The organism is Glutamicibacter sp. NPDC127525 (assembly GCF_042672105.1).
Classification (GTDB): Bacteria; Actinomycetota; Actinomycetes; order Actinomycetales; family Micrococcaceae; genus Glutamicibacter.
Genome location: NZ_JBHXVN010000012.1, coordinates 1 through 21,684, shown reverse-complemented (window position 1 = coordinate 21,684; position 21,684 = coordinate 1). Strand labels below are relative to the sequence as shown.

General features: G+C 61.3%; 21 protein-coding genes. 9 read left to right on the top strand and 12 right to left on the bottom strand.

Annotation, left to right across the window (positions count from 1 at the left end; genetic code table 11):
* Positions 1 to 125 precede the first annotated feature (125 nt).
* The 4 genes from pstB to pstS all read right to left on the bottom strand — a co-directional run bounded on the left by pstB (position 126) and on the right by pstS (position 4,262).
* Positions 126 to 905 carry a phosphate ABC transporter ATP-binding protein PstB gene (gene pstB, locus ACFVHU_RS18320; RefSeq protein WP_105659000.1) on the bottom strand — a complete coding sequence of 260 codons (780 nt, stop codon included), beginning with the start codon at positions 903 to 905 and terminating at the stop codon, positions 126 to 128.
* A gap of 47 nt (positions 906 to 952) precedes the next feature.
* Positions 953 to 2,092 carry a phosphate ABC transporter permease PstA gene (gene pstA / locus ACFVHU_RS18315; protein WP_105659001.1) on the bottom strand — a complete coding sequence of 380 codons (1,140 nt, stop codon included), beginning with the start codon at positions 2,090 to 2,092 and terminating at the stop codon, positions 953 to 955.
* Complete coding sequence (gene pstC / locus ACFVHU_RS18310) at positions 2,092 to 3,027, bottom strand: phosphate ABC transporter permease subunit PstC (RefSeq protein WP_388025986.1); 936 nt, start codon at positions 3,025 to 3,027, stop codon at positions 2,092 to 2,094. The genes pstA and pstC overlap by 1 nt, the downstream gene beginning before the upstream one ends.
* A gap of 119 nt (positions 3,028 to 3,146) precedes the next feature.
* Positions 3,147 to 4,262 carry a phosphate ABC transporter substrate-binding protein PstS gene (pstS, locus tag ACFVHU_RS18305; RefSeq protein ID WP_105659003.1) on the bottom strand — a complete coding sequence of 372 codons (1,116 nt, stop codon included), beginning with the start codon at positions 4,260 to 4,262 and terminating at the stop codon, positions 3,147 to 3,149.
* A 326-nt stretch (positions 4,263 to 4,588) separates the two neighbouring features.
* Here pstS and ACFVHU_RS18300 point away from each other — a divergent pair, with 326 nt between their 5' ends.
* The 3 genes from ACFVHU_RS18300 to disA are packed head-to-tail and all read left to right on the top strand — an operon-like array spanning position 4,589 to position 8,155.
* On the top strand, positions 4,589 to 5,617 hold the full coding sequence (locus ACFVHU_RS18300) for an aromatic acid exporter family protein (RefSeq protein WP_286134711.1): 1,029 nt from the start codon (positions 4,589 to 4,591) through the stop codon (positions 5,615 to 5,617).
* 35 nt (positions 5,618 to 5,652) lie between these two features.
* Entirely contained in the window at positions 5,653 to 7,047 is a 1,395-nt protein-coding gene (gene radA, locus ACFVHU_RS18295) for a DNA repair protein RadA (protein WP_105659005.1), read from the top strand.
* 34 nt (positions 7,048 to 7,081) lie between these two features.
* Positions 7,082 to 8,155 carry a DNA integrity scanning diadenylate cyclase DisA gene (gene disA / locus ACFVHU_RS18290; RefSeq protein ID WP_105659006.1) on the top strand — a complete coding sequence of 358 codons (1,074 nt, stop codon included), beginning with the start codon at positions 7,082 to 7,084 and terminating at the stop codon, positions 8,153 to 8,155.
* Between the two features lie 6 nt (positions 8,156 to 8,161).
* Here the strand turns inward: disA and ACFVHU_RS18285 are convergent, their stop codons facing one another.
* Positions 8,162 to 8,779, bottom strand: coding sequence for a hypothetical protein (locus ACFVHU_RS18285; protein ID WP_105659007.1), 618 nt, complete (start codon positions 8,777 to 8,779; stop codon positions 8,162 to 8,164).
* A 123-nt stretch (positions 8,780 to 8,902) separates the two neighbouring features.
* Between ACFVHU_RS18285 and ACFVHU_RS18280 the strand changes: the two genes are divergently transcribed.
* Together ACFVHU_RS18280 and ACFVHU_RS18275 are read left to right on the top strand one after the other, a co-directional pair.
* Positions 8,903 to 9,811, top strand: a complete 909-nt coding sequence (locus ACFVHU_RS18280) for an A/G-specific adenine glycosylase (RefSeq protein WP_105659008.1) — start codon at positions 8,903 to 8,905, stop codon at positions 9,809 to 9,811.
* Between the two features lie 64 nt (positions 9,812 to 9,875).
* Positions 9,876 to 10,676, top strand: a complete 801-nt coding sequence (locus ACFVHU_RS18275; protein ID WP_105659009.1) for a DUF1206 domain-containing protein — start codon at positions 9,876 to 9,878, stop codon at positions 10,674 to 10,676.
* A 5-nt stretch (positions 10,677 to 10,681) separates the two neighbouring features.
* On the opposite strand, the gene ACFVHU_RS18270 is transcribed toward ACFVHU_RS18275, so the two are convergent.
* Positions 10,682 to 11,191 (bottom strand): amino-acid N-acetyltransferase, encoded by a 510-nt coding sequence (locus tag ACFVHU_RS18270; protein ID WP_105659010.1) that lies wholly within the window; start codon positions 11,189 to 11,191, stop codon positions 10,682 to 10,684.
* A gap of 130 nt (positions 11,192 to 11,321) precedes the next feature.
* Between ACFVHU_RS18270 and ACFVHU_RS18265 the strand changes: the two genes are divergently transcribed.
* Genes ACFVHU_RS18265 through ACFVHU_RS18250 form a run of 4 tightly spaced genes read left to right on the top strand, consistent with a single transcriptional unit; the run spans position 11,322 to position 13,855 of the window.
* On the top strand, positions 11,322 to 12,539 hold the full coding sequence (locus ACFVHU_RS18265) for an MFS transporter (RefSeq protein ID WP_388025979.1): 1,218 nt from the start codon (positions 11,322 to 11,324) through the stop codon (positions 12,537 to 12,539).
* 57 nt (positions 12,540 to 12,596) lie between these two features.
* A complete protein-coding gene (locus ACFVHU_RS18260) occupies positions 12,597 to 12,941 on the top strand; it encodes a helix-turn-helix transcriptional regulator (protein ID WP_219844379.1) in 345 nt (114 codons plus the stop codon).
* 48 nt (positions 12,942 to 12,989) lie between these two features.
* Complete coding sequence (locus tag ACFVHU_RS18255) at positions 12,990 to 13,412, top strand: VOC family protein (protein WP_105659013.1); 423 nt, start codon at positions 12,990 to 12,992, stop codon at positions 13,410 to 13,412.
* Positions 13,409 to 13,855, top strand: coding sequence for an iron chaperone (locus ACFVHU_RS18250; RefSeq protein WP_105659014.1), 447 nt, complete (start codon positions 13,409 to 13,411; stop codon positions 13,853 to 13,855). Before ACFVHU_RS18255 ends, ACFVHU_RS18250 begins: the two co-directional genes overlap by 4 nt.
* 32 nt (positions 13,856 to 13,887) lie before the next feature.
* On the opposite strand, the gene ACFVHU_RS18245 is transcribed toward ACFVHU_RS18250, so the two are convergent.
* The 6 genes from ACFVHU_RS18245 to ACFVHU_RS18220 form a co-directional block, all read right to left on the bottom strand.
* Positions 13,888 to 14,355 (bottom strand): hypothetical protein, encoded by a 468-nt coding sequence (locus ACFVHU_RS18245; protein ID WP_105662701.1) that lies wholly within the window; start codon positions 14,353 to 14,355, stop codon positions 13,888 to 13,890.
* 90 nt (positions 14,356 to 14,445) lie between these two features.
* Positions 14,446 to 16,959: an ATP-dependent Clp protease ATP-binding subunit gene (locus ACFVHU_RS18240; RefSeq protein ID WP_105659016.1), complete on the bottom strand. Its 2,514-nt coding sequence runs from the start codon at positions 16,957 to 16,959 to the stop codon at positions 14,446 to 14,448.
* 269 nt (positions 16,960 to 17,228) lie between these two features.
* Positions 17,229 to 17,549: an Lsr2 family protein gene (locus ACFVHU_RS18235; RefSeq protein ID WP_388025975.1), complete on the bottom strand. Its 321-nt coding sequence runs from the start codon at positions 17,547 to 17,549 to the stop codon at positions 17,229 to 17,231.
* A 137-nt stretch (positions 17,550 to 17,686) separates the two neighbouring features.
* Positions 17,687 to 17,854, bottom strand: a complete 168-nt coding sequence (locus ACFVHU_RS18230) for a hypothetical protein (RefSeq protein WP_166650875.1) — start codon at positions 17,852 to 17,854, stop codon at positions 17,687 to 17,689.
* Positions 17,855 to 17,856: 2 nt separating this feature from the next.
* Complete coding sequence (gene lysS, locus ACFVHU_RS18225; protein ID WP_105659018.1) at positions 17,857 to 19,371, bottom strand: lysine--tRNA ligase; 1,515 nt, start codon at positions 19,369 to 19,371, stop codon at positions 17,857 to 17,859.
* 138 nt (positions 19,372 to 19,509) lie between these two features.
* A complete protein-coding gene (locus ACFVHU_RS18220; protein ID WP_105662699.1) occupies positions 19,510 to 21,483 on the bottom strand; it encodes a M13 family metallopeptidase in 1,974 nt (657 codons plus the stop codon).
* Between the last annotated feature and the right edge of the window lie 201 nt (positions 21,484 to 21,684).

Below are 21,684 nucleotides of genomic sequence, written 5' to 3'. Positions count from 1 at the left end.
TAGTTAAAGTGCAGCGGCGCACCGTAATCGGTGCGCCGCTGGCGGTGATCCCCTCCAGGATCCCCGGAAGACCCCCCTTCCGGTCCGTCTACCGCCAGCTCAAGGAGCGGCGGTATCCGAAATCTTTATCCGAAGCGTCCGGAGACGTAATCCTCGGTGGCCTTCTGCTCCGGGTTGGAGAAGATGGCTGCAGTGTCGTTGTACTCGATGAGCTTGCCCGGCTTGCCGGTGCCCGCAATGTTGAAGAACGCGGTCTTGTCGCTCACACGTGCAGCCTGCTGCATATTGTGGGTCACGATCACTACGGTGTAGTCGTTCTTCAGCTCGTTGATCAGGTCCTCGATAGCCAGGGTGGAGATCGGGTCCAATGCCGAGCAAGGCTCATCCATCAGGATCACGTCCGGCTTGACCGCAATGGTGCGGGCGATGCACAGGCGCTGCTGCTGGCCGCCGGAGAGTCCCGAGCCCGGCTTGTCCAGGCGATCCTTGACTTCGTTCCACAAGTTGGCGCCGCGTAGCGACTTCTCGACCAGGGCATCGGCATCGGACTTGGAAATCCGCTGGCCGTTCAGCTTCACTCCGGCGAGCACGTTGTCCTTGATGGACATGGTCGGGAACGGATTCGGACGCTGGAAGACCATGCCGATCTGGCTGCGCACGGTGACCGGGTCGACGCCGGCGCCGTACAGGTCATCGCCGTCCAGCAGGACCTGGCCCTCGACGCGGCCGCCCGGGATGACCTCGTGCATGCGGTTCAGGGTGCGCAGGAAGGTGGACTTGCCGCAGCCCGAGGGGCCGATGAAAGCGGTGACGGACTTCGGCTCGATGTTGATCGAGACGCCTTCAACGGCGAGGAACTTGGAGTAGTAGACGTTCAGGTCGTTGACGTCAATGCGTTTTGCCATGATGTAATCCTTGAAAAGTTCGGGTTTGTCCGGACCGGAGCCTTAGCTCAACGGCCCTTCTTTGGGGCGAAGATCGAAGCGACCAGGCGGGCGATGAGGTTCAAAGCCATGACCATGAAGATCAGCAGCAGGGCAGCAGCCCAGGCGCGCTGCACCGACGGGTCGATGTTCGTCGGGCTGGTCGGAGTCAGGATCTGGTAGTAGATGAACGTCGGCAGCGTGGACATCCAGTTTGCGAAGACGTTCATGTTGATCTGGCTTGCGATGCCTGCGGTGACCAGGATTGGCGCGGTCTCTCCGATCACGCGGGCGATGGCCAGGGTGACGCCCGAGGCGATGCCGGAGATCGCGGTCGGGATGACGACCTTCAAGATGGTGCGCCAGCGGCGCACGCCCAGCGCGAAGGAAGCTTCACGCAGTTCGTTGGGAACGATCTTGAGCATTTCCTCGGTGGAGCGGACCACCGTTGGGATCATCAGCACGCTCAACGCGACCGCCGCGACGATGCCCATGCGGGCGTTCGGACCCAGGATCATGCCGAAGAAGGCCGCTGCGAACAGGCCAGCAACGATCGAAGGAATGCCGGTCATCACGTCGACGAAGAAGGTGATCGCCTTGGACAGCGCCTTGCCCTGCCCGTATTCCACCAGGTAGACAGCGGTCAGCATGCCCACCGGAACGGAGATCAAGGTGGCCCACAGGGTGATCAGCAAGGTGCCCATCACCGCGTGGTACGCGCCGCCGACTACCGGGGTGCCATTGGCGACGGATTCATTGTCCACCGCGCCGGTCACGCCGTTCATGGAGCTGAACAGGAAGTGGCTATTCAGGCCCGGCATGCCCTTTTCCAGCACCGTATAGAGCACGGATACCAGCGGGATTACGGCGACGATGAACGCCGCGTAGATCAGGTAGGTCCACATCGCGTTCTTGCCGCGGCGCTTGCCTTCAGCTGCGGTGGTGATCACGGAGGCGGCCACCAGGAAGATGAGCGCCGAGTAGATGGCGAAGGAGGCAACGTTGAAGCCGGTCAGCGTGGACGCTGCCGCGCCGACAATGATGGCGCCTGCGGCGATCGCCCAGATGGCCCACTTCGGCAGCTTGCCCTTGGCCAAGGAGTTGCGCTTGCGCACCGGTGGAGTCGGGGCCCCGGGCCTGTTGCTCTGGTTAGTAGTCATGGTGCTCATCAGTTAGCTCCCGAGAATTCCTTGTGGCGGGCGATGATTCCACGAGCGATCATGTTCACGACCAGGGTGATCAGGAACAGGACCAGGCCGGCGGCGATCAGCTCTGCCAGGCGCAGGCCGAAGGCCTCAGGGAAGTTCAAGGCGATTTCCGCGGCGATAGTCTGGTTGCCGGTCTTGATCAGCGATGGGATCAGGTTGCCGGTGGAGAGCACCAGCGCAACGGCCATGGTCTCGCCCAAGGCGCGGCCCAGACCCAGCATGATGGCGGAAATGATGCCCGGACGGGCGAACGGGATCACCGCGGTGGTGATCATTTCCCAGCGGGTTGCGCCCAGTGCCAGCGCGGCTTCCTCGTGCAGCTTGGGAGTCTGCAAGAAGATCTCGCGGCTCAGCGAGGTGATGATCGGCAGCACCATCACGGCCAGCACGATGCCGGCGGTGAGCATGGTCTTGCCGGTCTGGCTGGCGGGGCCTTCGAAGATGGGGATGAAGCCCAGATTCTTGGCCAGCCATTCGTAGCCTGGAACCAGAGCCGGAGCGAGCACCATGTAGCCCCACGCGCCGTAGATCACCGAGGGGATCGCGGCGAGCAGATCGATCAGGTAGCCCAGCGGGCCTGCGACCTTGCGTGGAGCGAAGTGCGAGATGAACAGCGCCACGCCGATGCCGATCGGGGTGGCGATCAGCAGCGCGATAGCCGCTGCGATCACGGTGCCGATAACAATCGGCCAGATGTAAGCGAAGAATCCTGCGCCGCCGGAAATCTCCGCCGGATCGGCGAAGAACGTCGGCAGGGCTTGGATCAGCAAGAAGACCGCGACCGCGAAGAGCGTGATCAGGATCAGGACACCGGCGCCCAGGGCGGCACCGGAGAAGATCTTGTCACCAGCGCGGCCGGAAGTCGATGACTTGCTTGTCAAAGCATTGGTAGTCATGGCTAGAGCCTTTACGAAACGGGGGTGGTGCAGTTTTCACTGCGGGGGTGGAGGGGTACTGCTGGTGCGGGTGGGTGAGTTCGTCCACCCGCACCTGGTGCCGGTTGCCCGGCGGGGTACTACTCGGCGACGGTGATGCCGTCGATCGACTTCTTTGCCTTCTCGGCAATGGCTGCCGAGATCGGGGCGTTGCCTGCCGAAGCCTGCGCGGTCTTCTGGCCATCTTCGGAGATGACGTAGTTGCCGAAGGCCTTGACCAGATCGGCTGTTGCCTGGTCCTTGTAGCTGCTGCAGAAGATGTGGTACGAAACCAGGACGATTGGGTAGGTGCCCGCTTCGGTGGTGTCGCGCTCCAGGTCCAGAGCCAGGTCGTTCTCGGCTGCGCCTTCAACTGGGGTTGCGGTCTCCAGGGCCTTGGCAGCTGCTTCAGCAGAAATCTTGGTGTATTCCTCGCCGACCTTCACGTTCACGGTGGACAGGCCGCCCACTGCGGAGAAGTCGGCGTAGGTGATTGCGCCGTTGGTGGAGGTGGTGGTCGAAACCACGCCAGAGGTGCCCTTGGCATTCTCCGACTGGATGTCGCTTGGCCAGTCGCCGGAAACATCGTAGCTCCAAACGTCAGCCGCTGCGGCCTTCAGGTACTCGACGAAGTTCTCGGTGGTACCGGACTCATCATTGCGGTGCACCACGGTGATTGCGGTGTCCGGGAGTTCAACGCCTTCGTTCTGCTTGGCGATAGCCTCATCGTTCCACTTGGTGATTTCCTTCTTGAACACCTTGGCGATGGTGGCTGCGTCCATGTTGATCTCTTCAACGCCTTCGAGGTTGAAAGCGATCGCGATCGGCGAAACGTAGGCCGGGATGTTGAATGCGCCTTCTGGGCCGCAAACTTCCTTGGCCTTTTCGGCTTCGTCTTCCTTCAGGTATGCATCCGAGCCGGCGAACTGCGCGCCACCTGCCAGGAATGCTTCGCGGCCTGCGCCGGAGCCATCTGGCGAGTACTGCACGTTGGCTTCCGGGTTGGCGGTCTTGAAGCCGGTGGTCCATGCTTCCATGGCCGAGTTCTGGCTGGATGCGCCGATGCCGGTCAGGGTTCCGGTGACACCGGATGCTGCCGACGCCTCGGCACCTTCAGAACCTGCTGCGGCGGTTGGGTTATCCGAGCCGCAAGCGGTCAGCGCGAGTGCCGCTACGGAAAGAACAGCAGCTGCGCTGCCAAAGCGATTGAGCTTCACGAGATTTACTCCCCATGTTGGTAGATCGATGTAAAACCTTCAGCGGCGTCTTCCCGCTTCATCTACGACGTTAAAGATCGAAAGTAACCAGCTCCCCCGGCAAAGGTGAACATAAGGTTAACAACATACCCGAAGCCAAGTGATCCTGTTCACCAGCGCAATATCCCGGCAGCTTCTGCCACCTGCCGCCGAACACGTGGAAGACTGAAGCCATGGCAACTGGGCGGAAAGTGAAGCGCATGCCAGCGCATCTATTCGGATTCATAGCGCAGCGCAATCGCGCTGGGCTGATACGCTCGCGCAACTCCCTGCCTAGAATCCTGCGCATGACGCTTGGCGCAATCGGAGCCTTTTGGATCGCCGAAAGCATCTGGGGACATTCCCAACCGATTTTCGCAGCCACCAGCGCGCTGGTTTCCCTGGGCTTCGGCGCCTCCACCACCGTGCGCAAAACCGCCGAAGTCGCCCTGGGGTGCACCCTGGGGGTGGCGCTGGGCGATACCCTCATGCACTGGTTCGGGCAGGGGATCTGGCAGGCCGCACTGGTGATGTCGCTGAGTCTGGTCATTGCCCGCTATTTGGATTCCGGTGCCATCTTCTCCACCCAGCTGGGCATGCAATCGGCACTGGTAGTGCTGCTGCCCATCAGCGCGGATGGGCCATTTGCCCGTTCCATCGATGCCCTGACCGGGTCCCTGCTTGCCCTGCTGGTGATTATTTTCTGGCCTACCGACCCGCGGCGCAGCCCGGTGTCCGCGTTATCGGATCTGTTCAAGGAGCTCTCCGAAGCGCTTTTGGAATGCGCCTGGGCCATCCGCGACGATGACCGGCGCGCAGCCTTCCACGCACTGATCAAGGCTCGCGGAACCCAGAAGTACCTGGATATGCTGCCAGCCGCCTTCCGCGCTTCGAAGGAAATCGCAACGATTTCCCCCACCGGGCGTCGCCACCGCCATGAACTGAACCGGCTATCCAAGCGTTTCAACCACTACGACTGGGCCGCCCGCAACTCGCGGGTCTTCGCCCGGCGCCTTGCTTCCGTGCTCAGCAACAGCGCACTGACCCCGGAAGGCGCGCAAACCTTGGCTCCCCTGATGCGCGAGCTATCCGAGGCGGTCAACACCTTGGCGCACTCGGTGCGCGAAACCACGGTGGCTGGCCAACGCAAATACGAGAAGGCCGCCCAGCTGCAGCTCGAAGGCGTCGCCGCCCAACTGGATCCGCGCGCCCTGGGAGTTGAGGGGCTCCAGGGCGAAGGCCTGGTCTTGCTGCTGCGCCCGATGGTGGTGGATCTGCTCGAAGCGGCAGGCCGCGAACACGAAGAAGCCATCGAAGTGCTGCCCAAGCTGTCCTGAACGAAAATGTCCGCATAGCTCGATAGCATTGAGCCATGGCCAAAACCTCCACTCGCAGCAAGTCTTCCGCATCGTTCAAATGCTCTGAATGCGGGTGGACCACGATTAAGTGGGTGGGCCGCTGCGGCGAATGCCAGGCCTGGGGCACTGTCGAAGAAGTGGGTGTCGTCTCCGCCCGTACCGTAGCCGCGGCCAAGGTGGCCCACCCAGCCAAGCCGATCGCGCAGATTGACGGCTCCGAAGCGGCCTTCCGCCCCAGTGGCGTCTCCGAACTTGACCGCGTGCTCGGTGGCGGCCTGGTTCCGGCAGCCGCGATCCTGCTGGCCGGCGAACCTGGCGTGGGCAAGTCCACGCTGCTCTTGGACGTTGCCGCGAAAGCCGCGCAAACCGGCTTGCGCGTGCTCTATCTAACCGGTGAAGAGTCCGCCGCGCAGGTAAAGTCCCGCGCCGAACGCATCAACGCCATCGCCGATACGCTGTTCCTGGCCGCCGAAACCGACCTGGCTCTGGCCTTGGGCCAGATCCAGGAGATCGATCCGCAGCTGCTGATCCTGGACTCGGTGCAGACCTTCTCCTCGGCAGAGGTGGACGGCGCTGCCGGCGGCGTTTCCCAGGTGCGCGAAGTCGCTGCCTCGATCATCAACGCGGCCAAGACCCGAGCCATGTCCACCATCATGGTCGGCCACGTGACCAAGGAAGGTTCGGTCGCCGGCCCACGGCTGCTCGAGCACCTGGTGGACGTGGTCTGCCAGTTCGATGGCGAGAAGCATTCGCGGTTGCGCATCCTGCGCGCGCTGAAGAACCGCTACGGAGCCACCGACGAGGTGGGCTGCTTCGATTTGAATGAAGACGGCATTGAATCGCTGACCGATCCTTCCAAGCTTTTCGTCACCCGAACCCGCACCCCGGTGCCGGGCACCTGCATCACCGTCACGATGGAGGGCCGCCGGCCGCTGGTTGCCGAGGTGCAGACCTTGCTCTCGCGCAGCAATGCCCCTGCTGCCCGCCGGGCCACCAGTGGCTTGGATGCCGCGCGGGCGCAAATGGTTGTGGCGGTGCTGCAGGCCCGCGCGCATATGGATCTGTCGTCCATGGACTCGTATATCGCCACCGTGGGTGGCGTGAAAATTGCCGAACCCGCCTCGGATCTGGCCTGCGCGCTGGCATTGGCTTCTTCGATGAATGAATTCCCGCTGCCGCAGGACTTCGTGGCCTTCGGCGAAGTCGGCTTGGCCGGCGAAGTTCGGCAAGTACCGGAAATCTCACGGCGCATCACCGAGGCGCAGCGTCTGGGCTTCTCTTTCGCGATGGCTCCGGCCACCCCGGAACCGTTGAAGAATATCCCCGAGGGCATCCGCGTATTCCAGGTGGAGAACATCGCGCAGGCGCTGGATATTGCGTTTAACCAGCGACAGAAGCCCGCAGGATAAACTTGATTGTTGCTGCCCGCCGAAAGGACGCAAGTTGAAAGCGCACCCAACCCCCGGATTCCTTGCCGTTCTGGCCCAGATTGCCCCGGGTACCGAGCTCGCCCAGGGTCTTGAACGGATCCAGCGCGGCCGTACTGGCGCTCTCATAGTGCTGGGCCATGACAGGCTCGTGGAGTCGATCAGCTCCGGCGGCTTCAGGATCAACACCGAATACACGCCTACACGCATCCGCGAACTGGCCAAGATGGACGGCGCGATCATTCTGGACGGCACAGGACGCCAGATCCAGCAGGCCGGCGTGCAGCTGATGCCGGATGCGCAGATTGAAACCCAGGAGTCCGGCACCCGCCACCGCACGGCAGAACGCGTAGCCGCGCAAACCGGGTTCCCGACGATTTCGGTTTCGCAGTCCATGCAGACCATCACCCTCTATGCCGACGGCGAGCGCCATGTGCTCGAGCCAGCCGAGCGCCTGCTGGCCCGCGGCAACCAGGCTATTGCTACCTTGGAACGGTACCGCCACCGCCTGGACCAGGTCACCAGCGCCCTGTCAGCTGCGGAAATTGAAGATGTCGCCACCGCGCGGGAAGTGCTCGCTGTCTTGCAGCGCACCGAGATGCTGCGCCGTACCAGCGAAGAAATCTCCCGCTACGTGCTGGAGCTGGGCATCGATGGGCGCCTGCTGGCGGCCCAGCATGCGGAATTGCTCTCCGGCATCCAGGCGGATAACCAGTTGCTCCTGCGGGACTATTCCGACGCTGAAGGCCAGGAGCTGGATATCGAGCGTGCCCTGGAGACGCTGCATGAAGTTTCCGATGCCCAGCTCATTGAGCTTGATGGCCTGACCAAGATCCTGTTCCCGCACTCCACCATTGGCCAAGACGACCAGCTGACCCCGAAGGGCTACCGCCTGCTTTCGCAGATCCGCACGGTGCCCAAGCTGGTCGGGGACCGCCTGGTGGCGTCCTTCGATAACTTGCAGCTGCTCATGGCAGCGTCCACCAGCCAGCTCATGGAAATCGAGGGCGTCGGCGAGCAGCGTGCACGCTCCATCCGGGAAGGGCTGGCCCGCATGGCCGAATCCTCGTTGCTGGATCGCTACATCTAGGCGTTTTCACTCCAAGGTGAAGGTGACCGGCTCCGAAACGAAGTCGCCGATAGCGGCGGTGAACTTGTAGGTTCCCGGACGCGGCTGCACGCTGACCGACTTGCACCCGGGAGCCGAACGCTCGCGGTTCCAGGTGAAGCGCGCGTTCTCCTTCTGCCCCGGCTTGAAGGCCAGATTCACATCTTCTGCGCCATCCAGGCAATCGATGGTGGAGAAGATGCGGTCCGCGCCGCTGGAAACCAGGAACTCCTGCTGCGTGGTTCCGACGTTCAATTCGCATTCGCGCTTGGAAACATTTTCGATGCCCAGCAGCAAGGTCGGCTTCTTGTCCGAGGCGTAGCTTTTCGCATCGGTAGTCGCAGTAATCTCGACCTCGTCGCTCTTGCACTTCTTGGCCGCAGCTTCGTCGTCTTCCGGCTCTGGCGATGGCGAAGGAACCGACTGGGTTTGCTGGGCGCTTGGCTCATTGCCTGCAGTTTTCTTCTCATCAGGGGAGAACAATCCGGCCAGCGCAACGACGCCCCAGACAAGCAGGCCGACGAGCACCAGGGCAAGTACTGCCACGGTGATCCGCCTGCGCCGGTAGACGCTGGCCGATGGTTTCCCCCCTGATGCGTTGCTCATGGCTTAAGGCTAATTCATTTGCCTGCCCGAAGCCGGTAATGGCGTAGGATCCAGGGCAAATCACGTTCTGCAATCCATTCCCGCTGATTCCGGGCGGACGGTGCGCTGGCTTAGAGTGGTGGGGTGCAGCAAATCCACAACACCATCAACACCTGGTACCTAGAGAACGCCCGCGACCTGCCTTGGCGACGCCCCGGAGTGAGCGGCTGGGAAGTCATGGTCAGCGAGTTCATGCTCCAGCAGACTCCGGTAGTTCGTGTCTTGCCGGTTTGGGAAGAATGGATGCGCCGCTGGCCACGGCCGCAGGATCTGGCTGCGGAACCGCTGTCCGAAGCACTGAAAGCGTGGGGACGGCTGGGCTATCCGCGGCGCGCGCAGCGCTTGCATGCCGCCGCCGTGGAGATCACCACCGAGTACAACGGCGAAGTCCCGCGCACCGAAGCCGAGCTCCTGGCCTTGCCGGGCATCGGCTCCTACACCGCGGCCGCCATTGCCTGCTTTGCCTTCGGCGAGCGCACCGTTGTCGTGGACACGAACATTCGCCGCGTGCATGCACGGCTCTTTGGCGGCATGGCATTGCCCGAGCCAAGCCCGCGTGCCAGTGAATTCGCCCGGGCTGCAGAAGTCCAGCCCGAGGATCATCAGGCAGCGAATCTGTGGAATATTTCGGTAATGGAACTCGGTGCCCTGGTGTGCACCGCTCGCAGCCCGAAGTGCGAGCAATGCCCGGTCTTCCAGCAGTGCGCATGGATTGCCCAGGGGCAGCCGGCCCCGCACTACATCCCGAAGGGACAAGCTTGGAAGGGTACGGACCGGCAGGTCCGCGGCGCCATCATGGCGATCCTGCGCGAGCATGAGCAGGCGGTGCCAGAGCAGTCCTTCCTGGCCGAGCTGTCCCATGAATCGCATGCAAGGTATGTGGCGCTTGACCAATTGCAATCACCATTGGAGCAGCGTGAACGGGCACTGGCCGGGCTGCTCAAAGATGGCCTGGCGATCGCCGAAGAAGATGGAATCCGCCTGCCTTCGTAGCATCGGCCCGGAACGAGCCAGAAGCGGCTAGCTTTATGCCCTGATGCCTACCTATGCTTAGCCCATGAACGCTTCAGTTGATCCGGCCGCTGCTGTTCGCCACGTAGCCAAGCACCCATGGTTCGAACGCGCCGCACGCCTGGGATACGTCGCCAACGGCGTACTTCACGCAACCGTGGGAATCCTCGCAGCTTTCGTCGCTGCCGGCGGCAAGGCGGAAGCCGATCAGGGCGGAGCCATGGGCGCCTTGGCAGAGCAGCCTTTCGGCATGGTCTTGCTGTGGATCTGCGCAATCGGCGCACTATTGCTGGGCCTATGGTCCTTGGCGCAGGCCTTCTTGCCCGAAAACGAGCTGAAGGGCAGGCTCAAGTCCGCGGCCATCTCGGTGTCCTTCTTGGCTGTCGGCTTCACCTTTGGGCGGTTTGCGGTGGGAATTCCCAGTGATTCGGGAAAGACTGCCACCAGCTTCAGCGGAGAAATGATGAAGACCGGACTTGGCCGGGGGTTGCTGATCGCCTTGGGCCTGGGGCTGCTGGCCATGGCCGGCTACTACATCTACAAGGGTGCCACCCGGAAGTTCTTGAAGGATCTCTCCGGTTCCGGAAATACCGAGGTATCGCGCGCGATCAAGTACTCGGGCATGCTGGGCTATCCTGCCAAAGGCGTAGTCCTCGGTGCCGTGGGCCTGCTCTTCATCGTGGCCACGGTACAGCGCGACCCGGAAGAGGCCAGCGGCATCGATGGCGCGCTGAAGGCCATCCAGGATCAGCCGTTTGGGCCGGTTGCCCTGGTTGCTATCGGTGCGGGCCTGGTTTGCTACGCGCTGTACCTGGTATTCCGTGCGCGCTACGACCGGATGGACTAGAAGTATCAGTCCAGCGTAATGATCATCCGGGTGTTGCCCAAGGTATTCGGCTTCACGCGGGCGAGGTCCAGGAATTCAGCAACGCCTTCATCCCGGGAGAGCAGGATCTCCTGGTATACCGCTGGATCCACGGCGCTCTGGTCAGCCATCACCTTGAAGCCTTGGCGTATGAAGAAATCCACTTCGAAGGTCAGGCAGAAGACGCGGCCAACCCCGACTTCCCGGGCACGTTCCAAGAGTTCGGAGAGCAGGACATGGCCTACGCCCTTGCCACGCAGCTCGCCCGAGGTCGCCAAGGTACGGATTTCGGCGATGTCTTCCCAGATGACGTGCAAACCGCCGCAGCCGACAACATTGCCGTCCGCGTCCTCGGCGACCAGGAATTCCTGGATGGACTCGTAGTAGGTGACCGCTTCCTTATCCAGCAGGATCCGTTCCTCGGCCAACGGGCGCACAAGATTGCGGATAGCGTTGACATCACTGGTTCTGGCTGAGCGGACGGTAAAAGAGTTCACGTTCTAAATCCTATGCCCCACCGTTTGCAGAATCGAAGCAGATGCCGGATATGTCATTGAAGGAACATCCCGCAACACGGTGTGCCAAGATAAACTTGAACATTGAAGTCGCACTGGAGCAAGGATGAGGATGCCAGCTAGAACAGCACGCCCCGGATTCGGGTTGCTTGCCATCCTCCTATCCGCCGTCGGCATCGCTCCCCTGCTTAATTACGGGTTGAACGCCACCAGCGACCTGGTCATCAGGGATTTGGGAATCACCGAATCCCAGTTCGGCCTGTTGGCGACAGTGTGCTTCGGCTGCGCCGCACTGGGTAACGCCGTCTTCGGGAAGTTCTCCGACAGGCAACCGGATACCAGGCTGGTCCTGCTGATCTTCGGCACGACGGCGGTCGCGCTGGGCTTGGCAGCCATTCCCGCAGGCTACGTCTTGCTCCTGGCGGCTTCCGGTTTGGCCGGCTTCGCCCAGTCATTCCCCAACGGGGTCACCAACCGCATTCTGGCCCAGCGCGTCCCTAGTGCCCAGCGCATCACGTGGACCGGCATCAAGCAGTCTGGCGTGCAGGTTTCACAGCTCATAGGCAGCGTGGGGTTCCCGCTGCTGGCTGCATTCATTGGCTGGAACGGAGCATCGCTGGCCGGCGCCGTGCTCGCCGCGGTCCTCGCGGTGATCGCTGTACGGGTTATCCGCGCGACTCCCATGCTCGCCGCGCCTGCCCCGCAGAAGGCGGCAACGGGCGCGAGCCAGCCGGTGGCTGCGGCCGCCCCCTCCACGAAGTTCGTCATTTTTGCGCTGGCCCTATTCGGTTTCATCAACGGTGTCGGCGTACAGGCGACCAACGTCTACCTGGCGCTCTTTGCGGTCCGCGAGCTGGACTTCTCCTTGGTCGCTGGCGGCCTGACCGCCGCGGTCGCTGGCGTCATTGGCGTTTCCGCCCGCGTCGGATGGGGGCAGATGATGTCACGCGGCGTATCAGCTCCTAAGCTCTTGCTGCTGCTGGCGTCGCTGGCCACTGCGGGCGGTGCCAGCTTCCTGATGGCCCAGCAGCTGCACTCGGTGGCCTTGCTCTGGCTAGCGGTCTGCCTGCACGGCGCCTCGGCCCTGGGAGTTTCGGTAGTGCTGATGGCGGGCTTGCTGCGGGTGATCCCCGCAAGCCGCCTGGGAAGTGCCAGCGGAATCGTCTCGGCGGGCCAGTTTGGCGGTTTCACCGTGGGGCCCTTGGCCATGGGCCTGCTGGTCGGCTCGGTCGGTGGCTTCACCGCGGGCTGGATCACCGTCACCGGGATCTACCTGTGCTCAACGGTGCTGGGTGCATTCCTTGTCCTGCGAGCCAGGAACCGGGGCTAGCCGGTGGATGCCGAAGCGCTGAAAACCCTGGCGCACTTGCGCCGGGCCAGGGACCTGATGGACCGGCACTATGCGGAACCATTGGATGTGCCTGCGTTGGCCCAGCGTGCTTCCATGTCTCCTGCTCATTTTTCCAGGGAGTTCAAGCGGGCCTATGGCGAGACCCCGCATGCCTATTTGCTCACCCGCCGTATCGAGCGCGCCATGCATCTGCTGCGCGCATCGGTCTCGGTAACAGATGCTTGCATGCAAGTGGGATGGACCTCTCTGGGTTCCTTCAGCACGCGCTTCACCGAAGTGGTCGGCGAAACTCCCTCGTCATACCGGGAACGGGACCATTCAGCCACCGAGCAGATCCCTGCCTGCATCGCCAAGATCCTTTTGCGTCCCGAGAGATTCTGAGCAGTTTTGAAGAAGCGCTATCTGGTCGGCGCTCCCTAGGCTGGAGCCATGGCAAGCATTTCAATCAATCATGTCCCTTTGACCGTGCTCGATGTGGATGAGGCGCTCGCGTTCTACCGCGATGCGCTGGGCTTCACGGTCCTCTCCGATGTCGCCAACGGCGGCTTCCGCTGGGTGTCCCTTGGCGGCTCCGACGGTGCCGGCACCAGCCTGGTGCTTTCGGCTCCGGGCGCTGGCCGGTCAGCTGCCGATGCGCAGGCCTTGGCCGAGCTGGTAGCCAAGGGCGCGATCGGCCCGCTGGTGCTGTCCACCAATGATCTGGACAAGGTCTTTGAAACTTTGAGCGCGTCGGGCGCTGAAGTCCTGCAGGAGCCAATGGACCAACCGTGGGGTCCGCGCGATTGCGCCTTCCGCGATCCTTCGGGAAATATGGTCCGTATCAACCAAGCAGTTCAGGGAGAAGAAGCATGAGCAGTTCAGAACAAGAAGGCTTTTCAGCCGCCGAGAAGGCCGCGATGAAAGAGCGGGCCGCTGAGGTGCGCACTTCGAAGAAGCGCATGACCAAAGCCGAGAAGGCGGAACAGGCCCGCAAGGAAGTGGAAGAGAAGATTGCTTCCTTCGAGGGCAACGACAAGGTGCTTGCGCAGAAGCTGCACCGGATCATCACCGAGACGGCTCCGGAATTGGAGCCGAAAACCTGGTATGGCATGCCCGCTTACGCTTTGGACGGCAAGATCTTGTGCTTCATGCAGGATGCCAAGAAGTTCGGTACCCGCTACCTGACTTTCGGCTTCAACGATGTTGCGCAGCTGGATGAGGGCACCCTATGGCCCACCTCGTTCGCCATTACCGCGCTTGATGGGCAGCTCGAAGAAATGCTTGCCGAGTTGGTAGCCAAGGCGGTGGCCCGCTAAGCCCAGCACGCCCGGAGGGAATCGATTGCTCTTCAGGCGTCGAGGCTTTCTTGCTCCGCCTGGGGCAATGCCTTTGCCAGCAGCGAGGCGGAAAGCGCGAAGACTCCGATCAGCCCAAGCAGTCCCATGCCAATAGGCAGGGTGCCTTGCTGCGCGGCGTCTTCTCCCATGGCAGCGAGAAGCATGGCAGCGCCCAGTCCGAGGATTCCGAAGCCAGCGGCCAGGAAGCAGACCACAATCGATTTCGGTCCCGGGTTCCAGTGCCCCAATGAGGTGAAGTCGCGGTAGGCAATGATGCCGATGGCAATACTGAGCGTGCCCGCGGCACCAATCACCAGCACCACCAGCCACGTTGGGCCGTATCCGGCTCCGTCGGTGCCGGCATGGCGCACCAATTGTCCAGGAAGCTGGGGACGGAGGAGAAGGTACAGGGCTGAATAGGCCATGACTGCGAGGCAGGAAGCGGCAATCAGCTGTTGCCCTTTGCTTCGCTTCTTCATGTGTTGAGCCTACGACATGGCCGGATTAAAGCCAATAGCCGTGGAACTGAACGTTGTCAGTTCCACGGCTATGGGTTATGCCTCTGCGGCCTAGCTTTCCAGTGCTGCCGGTGCCGGCTCGCCTTCCAGCTGGCCGGTGCCGCCTTCAGCGTGGAAGACGAACTTGCGGCTCTCGCCTTCGCCCTCGACGTCGACGGTGACCTTCTGGCCCGCAACGATCTGGCTGAAGAGGATGCGCTCGGAGAGCTGGTCCTCGATATCGCGCTGGATGGTGCGGCGAAGCGGTCGGGCACCCATTGCTGGATCGTAACCGCGCTGGGCCAGCAGGCTGCGGGCAGCCTGGGTCAGCTCGATGGTGATCTCGCGTTCTTCCAGGCGCTTGGCCAGGCGTGCGATGAACAGGTCGACGATTTCTTCGATCTCGTCCTGGTTCAGCTGCGGGAAGACCACGGTGTCATCAACACGGTTCAGGAATTCAGGGCGGAAATGCTGACGCAGTTCTTCCTGGACCTTGGCCTGCATGCGCTCGTAACCGGTCTTGGTATCCGCGGCCGACTGGAAGCCGGTCATCACACCCTTGGAGATGTCGCGGGTACCGAGGTTGGTGGTCATGATGATGATGGTGTTCTTGAAGTCCACCACACGGCCCTGGGAGTCGGTCAAGCGGCCGTCTTCCAGGATCTGCAGCAATGAGTTGAACAAGTCGGCATGCGCCTTCTCGACCTCGTCGAAGAGCACTACGGAGAACGGACGGCGGCGGACCTTCTCGGTCAGCTGCCCGCCCTCTTCGTAGCCGACGTAGCCCGGAGGAGCACCGAAGAGCCGGGAAACGGTGTGCTTCTCCGAGTATTCGGACATGTCCAGGGTGATCAGCGCGTCTTCTTCACCGAAGAGGAACTCTGCCAGCGCCTTGGCCAGCTCGGTCTTGCCTACACCGGTTGGGCCGGCGAAGATGAACGAACCACCTGGGCGGTTCGGATCCTTCAGGCCTGCACGGGTACGGCGGATCGCCTGGGAGATGGCCTTGATCGCCGAGTCCTGGCCGATGACGCGCTTGTGCAGCTCGTCTTCCATGTTCAGCAGGCGCGTGGACTCTTCCTCGGTCAGCTTCACAACCGGGATGCCGGTGGAGTTGGCAAGTACCTCGGCAATAAGGTCCTCGGTCACCTCGGAGACTTCGTCCATGTCGCCATTGCGCCAGGACTTCTCCTTCTCGTTGCGGGCCTCAATCAGCTTGGATTCCTTATCGCGCAGCGAGGCAGCCCCTTCGAAGTCCTGCGCGTCAATCGCAGCTTCCTTCTCCAGGCGCACGGTGGCGATTTCCTCGTCCATTTCCTTCAAGGCCGGAGGAGCGGTCATGCGCTGGATGCGCAGGCGTGCGCCCGCCTCGTCGATCAGGTCCACGGCCTTGTCCGGCAGGAAGCGATCGGAGATGTAGCGGTGCGCCAGCGTGGCAGCGGCCTGCAGTGCACCATCGGTGATGGTCACGCGGTGGTGCGCCTCGTAGCGGTCGCGCAGGCCACGCAGGATCTGCGTGGTCAGCTCTACCGAAGGCTCCTTGACCTGGATCGGCTGGAAGCGGCGCTCAAGCGCTGCATCCTTCTCGATATTCTTGCGGTACTCATCCAAGGTGGTGGCACCGATGGTCTGCAGTTCGCCACGAGCCAGCATCGGCTTGAGGATCGACGCGGCATCGATGGCGCCCTCGGCGGCACCAGCACCAACGAGGGTGTGGATCTCGTCGATGAACAGGATGATATCGCCACGGGTGCGGATTTCCTTGAGGACCTTCTTCAGGCGTTCCTCGAAGTCGCCGCGGTAGCGGGAGCCGGCCACCAGGGAACCGAGGTCCAGGGTGTACAGCTGCTTGTCCTTGATGGTCTCGGGCACATCGCCGCGCACGATCGACTGGGCCAGGCCCTCGACGACTGCGGTCTTGCCGACACCAGGCTCGCCGATCAGCACCGGGTTGTTCTTGGTACGGCGCGAGAGGACCTGCATGACGCGTTCCATCTCGTGCTCGCGGCCAATCACTGGATCGAGCTTGCCCTCGCGGGCAGCTGCGGTGAGGTTGCGGCCGAACTGGTCGAGCACCGCCGAGCCTGCCGGGGTGCCTTCCTGCTGTCCGCCCGAGCTGACGCCAGCGGAGGCAGTTTCCTTGCCGCCCTGGTAGCCCGAGAGCAGCTGGATGACCTGCTGGCGCACGCGACCGAGGTCAGCGCCCAGCTTCACCAGTACCTGGGCTGCGACGCCCTCGCCCTCGCGGATCAGGCCGAGCAGAATGTGCTCGGTACCAATGTAGTTATGCCCCAGCTGCAGCGCTTCGCGCAGCGAGAGCTCCAAAACCTTCTTGGCGCGAGGAGTGAACGGGATATGACCGGAAGGCGCCTGCTGGCCCTTGCCGATAATCTCCTGAACCTGCTCACGAACGGCACCCAGCGAAATATTCAGCGACTCAAGCGCCTTTGCGGCGACACCGTCGCCTTCGTGGATTAGACCGAGCAACAGGTGCTCGGTGCCGATGTAGTTGTGGTTGAGCATGCGCGCCTCTTCTTGGGCGAGCACGACAACTCGACGGGCACGGTCGGTAAATCTCTCAAACATCTTCGGCACACTCCTTGCTTACCAATAATTCGATGCTACGCACCAAGCGCCGGCAATGCGCCCTTGTTCGCCACAGGGATAACCGAAGCGGTCCCCTGGTACCGGAAATCCGTAATTGAGGTGCAATTAATTTCCAGATTTACTTGGCTCGCCAATATTGCGATGTTCAATGAAAGTATTGGATGAATTACGAACGTCGTTATAAGAATAAGAGCCGGCACGCATTGCGTGCCGGCTCTTATATTGAGACTTGTTGAAAACCTCGCAAATTACTTCGCGCGGTTTCGTCCGCCCTTGCGCATTGCAGCATTGTAGGCATCTACAACTTCTGCATTAAGGCGTCCGCGTGCGTTGACCTTGATGTTGTTTTCCTTCGCCCATGCGCGGATTGCTGGAGCTTCGCTCGCTGCAGTCTGCTTCGACGAGCGCGCCGCATCGATGTACGGCTCGATGGCTGCATGGAACAGAGCAGCATGCTCGTCGTTCAGGTCGATTTCAAAATGCTGACCAGCGACGCTGAATGCAATAGATTCAGTCGCCTCGCTACCATCAATATCGTCGATCAGGGCAATTTGAACCTGACGTGCCATTTAGGAATTCCTCCGAGCTTGAATGTACTGGACCAACTGACATTCGATCATCAGCCCATTTCAAACAACAAGCATATACAAATAGCCGCACTAAACTCTAATTATCATCAGAATTCACAAGGTTCTTTCAGGAAAGACTAATTCTCGTTTACTGGATTATTAGAATCCGAGCGATTTTGAATTAGCGCATCAGCTTCAGCTTCAGCTTGGCGTTCTTTTCGATCCGCGTTTGTAATTGCTTTCATCACGTACCAGAAAAGCAGCGCCAGGCCGATTGTCGGGACGATCGCCTCAATATATGGCATTCCTATGCCTCCGGCTTTAGGAGTGGGAACAGAATAGTTTCACGAATACCGACGTTGGTGAAAAGCATAACCAGACGATCGATACCCAAACCGATACCGCCCATCGGCGGTGCACCGTATTCCAATGCACGAAGGAAGTCTTCGTCAAGCTGCATTGCTTCCGGATCGCCGCCAGCAGCCATCAGGGACTGCTCGGTCAGGCGCTCGCGCTGGATCACCGGGTCAATCAGCTCGGAGAACGCGGTACCGCGCTCCATGCCGCCGATGATCAGGTCCCAGGCCTCGATGACTCCCGGCTTCGAGCGATGCGGGCGTGCCAGCGGCTGTGCCAGTGGCGGGTAGTCGCACACGAAGGTCGGGTCGATCAAGGTCGGCTCGACGATTTCGCCGAACAGCTCGATGACCAGCTTCTGGGCGCCCCAGGCCGGATCGATCTTCACTTCGTGCTTCGCAGCGACTTCGCGCAGCACCGAAGCATCGGTTTCCGGGGTGATCTCCACGCCAACAGCTTCGGACAGGCCAGGGTAGACGCTGACCCAGCGCCATTCGCCGTCCAGGTTAGCGGTGCCCTTGGGGGTCTCGATGGTCCGGCCGGCGCCAATGGCGTCAGCGGCGTTGAGGATGATTTCCTTGATGCGATCGGCCATGACGTACTGGTCGGCGTAGGCTTCGTAGGATTCCAAGGTGGTGAATTCCGGCGAGTGGGTCGAGTCGACACCCTCGTTGCGGAAGATGCGCCCCACTTCGAAGACGCGGTCGACACCGCCAACGACGCAACGCTTGAGGTACAGCTCGGTTGCGATGCGCAGGGTCATTTCCTGGTCAAAGGCGTTCAGGTGCGTCTTGAATGGACGGGCCGAAGCGCCACCGTGAACCAGCTGCAGCATCGGGGTCTCAACCTCGACGTAGCCGCGGTTCTCCAGGGTGTTGCGTACGGCGCGGACGATCGCGGCGCGCTTGTAGACCATTTCGCGGGCCTCGTTGCGCACGATCAAATCGGCGTAGCGCTGGCGCACGCGGGTCTCTTCATTCAGATCGGCGTGCAGCACCGGCAGTGGGCGCAGGGCCTTGGAAGCCATTTCCCAAGCGTCTGCCATTATGGACAGCTCGCCGCGGCGCGAGGAGATGACCTTTCCGGTCACGAACACATGGTCGCCCAGATCGACGAGCGACTTCCACTGGGCCAGGCGCTCTTCGCCAACGTTGGCAAGCGAGAGCATGACCTGCAGGCGAACCCCTTCGCCCTTCTGGCCGCCTTCCTGCAAGGTGGCGAAGCACAGCTTGCCGGTGTTGCGCATGAAAACGATGCGGCCGACAATGCCGACGACGTCTTCGGTCTCTTCACCAGCTTCGAGGTGCTCGTACTTGTCGCGGATTTCCTGCAACGAGTGGGTGCGAGCTATGCCTACCGGGTAGGCTTCCTCGCCCTTGGCCAGCAGCTGGTTGCGCTTATCGGTGCGCACCTGTCGCTGGTCGTTTGGATCTGGGGCCTGTGCGGAATTATTTTCGGAAGTCACAATAGACCATTCTACGTGTCATGGCGTGCAGTTGAAGCCCTTCATGATCAGCCTTACACAGTGATCTTGGCCCGTAGCGCAGGATAGGGCAGGGGCAAAGCTGGCTTTGCCCCTGCCCTATCCATTCAGTTATGCGGTTTACCAGATTTCTACGCGGTCAGCTGGATCCAGCCACATGCCATCGCCGGGCTTGGTGCCGAAGGCCTCGTGGAAGGATGCCAGGTTCTTCGGAACCTGGTTGCAGCGGAACTCCCCGGGTGCATGCGGGTCGGTGGTCACGCGTACCACCGCGGTCTCCGGACGAATCAGCGTGCGCCAGCATTCGGCCCAGGAGTAGAAGAAGCGCTGGTCTCCGGTGATGCCGTCGATCACTTCATCTTCCTGTATGCCAAGGGCGGCCAACTCGAGCTTGTAGGCCTTGTAGGCAATGCCCAGGCCACCGAGGTCGCCGATGTTCTCGCCCAAGGTCAGTGCACCGTTGACGTTGTGTTCCGGGGCTTCTGAAGGGGACAGCGCGTTGTACTGGTCCACCAGCTTGGCGGTCAGCTTCTCGAAGGAAGCCCGGTCCTCATCGGTCCACCAATTGGTCAACTGGCCAGTGCCATCGAACTGCGAGCCCTGGTCATCGAAGCCGTGGCCGATTTCGTGGCCGATGACCGCGCCGATGCCGCCGAAATTCGAGGCGATGTCGCGGTTCACGTCGAAGAATGGCGGGCGCAGGATTGCCGCTGGGAACGCGATTTCGTTCAGCAGCGGGTGGTAGTAGGCGTTCACCGTCTGGGGGAACATGAACCACAGTTCGCGATCCACCCCGTCATCGATCTTCTTCAATTCACGAGCGAACTCGAATTCGTTCGCCGAGGCAATATTCGCGATGACGTCCAGTTCATCAGCCTGGATGGCAGAGTAGTCGATCCATTGGTTCGGGTAGCCGATCTTCGGACGGAACTTGGAAAGCTTATCCAGTGCCTTTTCGATGGTCTCCGGGCCCATCCAGGACAGTTCGCTGATCGAGATGCGGTAAGCCTCGATGAGCCGTTGAACCAGCGCGTCCATGGCGTCCTTGGCCTCTGCAGGGAAGTGCTCAGCCACGTACAGCTGGCCGATGTCTTCGCCTACAGCACCTTCGGTGAATGCGACACCTCGCTTCCAGCGTTCCTTGAGCTGTTCCACGCCACCGAGCTTGGCCGAGTAGAAGGAGAAATTCTCATTGACGAATGCGCTGGACAAATAGGGAGCGAAGGAGCGCAGCACCTGGACCCGCAACCAGTTCTTCCAGGCATCCAGCGGCTGGGAGCCGAATAGCTCAGACAATCCCTGAAGGTAGCTTGGCTGCCAGACGACAACTTCGCTGTAGTACTTCGGCTCAATGCCGGCGCCAGCCAGCCAGGTCCTCACACCCGGGAAAAGCGCGGAAAGCTCCTCATCGGACATCAGGTTGTAGCGTGCCTGAGCATCGCGGACCTTGACCCGGTCCCAGTGATGCGAGGCCATGGCCTTCTCGAGCGCTACGACATGTGCGGCCGCGGCTTCGGCATCAGCAATACCGCCAAGGGCCAGCAGGCGGCCAAGGTGGTCCTGGTAGTCGGATACGGTTTCAGCGAACTGCTCTTCGCGATAGTAGGACTCATCAGGCAGGCCCAGGCCGCCTTGCAGGAAGGTCAGCAGGTTCCGGTCCGGATTGCCGGCGTCGTTCATCGCGCCGATATCCATGAAGCCGCTGATGCCTTTGCGCTGGAAGAAACCGCATACTTCGAGCAGCTGTTCGGTGCTCTGGATATCCGAAATAGTATTCAAGAAGACAGCAACCGGATCGGCACCGCGTTCTTCGATAACGGCTTCATTCATGAATGAGCTGTAGAGGCGGGCAATGCGCTGGGTGGCGGCGTCAGTTTCTGCACCGGAATCGACCTTCTGCACTGCTTCATTAATGATTCCGTGGACCGCAGCCTCAGCCTGGTCGCGGAGTTCCATGAAGGAACCGTAAATTCCTTGATCTCCTGGAATTGTTGCTGTCTCGAACCACTTGCCATTGCTATGGCGGTAGAGATCGTCCTGGGGACGAATTGAATCGTCGCGGTATGTCAGTGGACTCGTAGTCTCGGTGGTCAAGGAAAGCCCCTCGTGTAGAAGATCTTGTTATTTCTACTACACACCTTATCTACTTCCATGAAGATAGGAAGGGTGAGGACGGCCGATGCGCGTACGGCTTAAATAGTCTAGTTAAACAGGTGAGGCCCCGGCACCAAACGGTACCAGGGCCTCAAACCATCTACTCAAGTTAAGTCCGGCGGTGACCTACTCTCCCACACC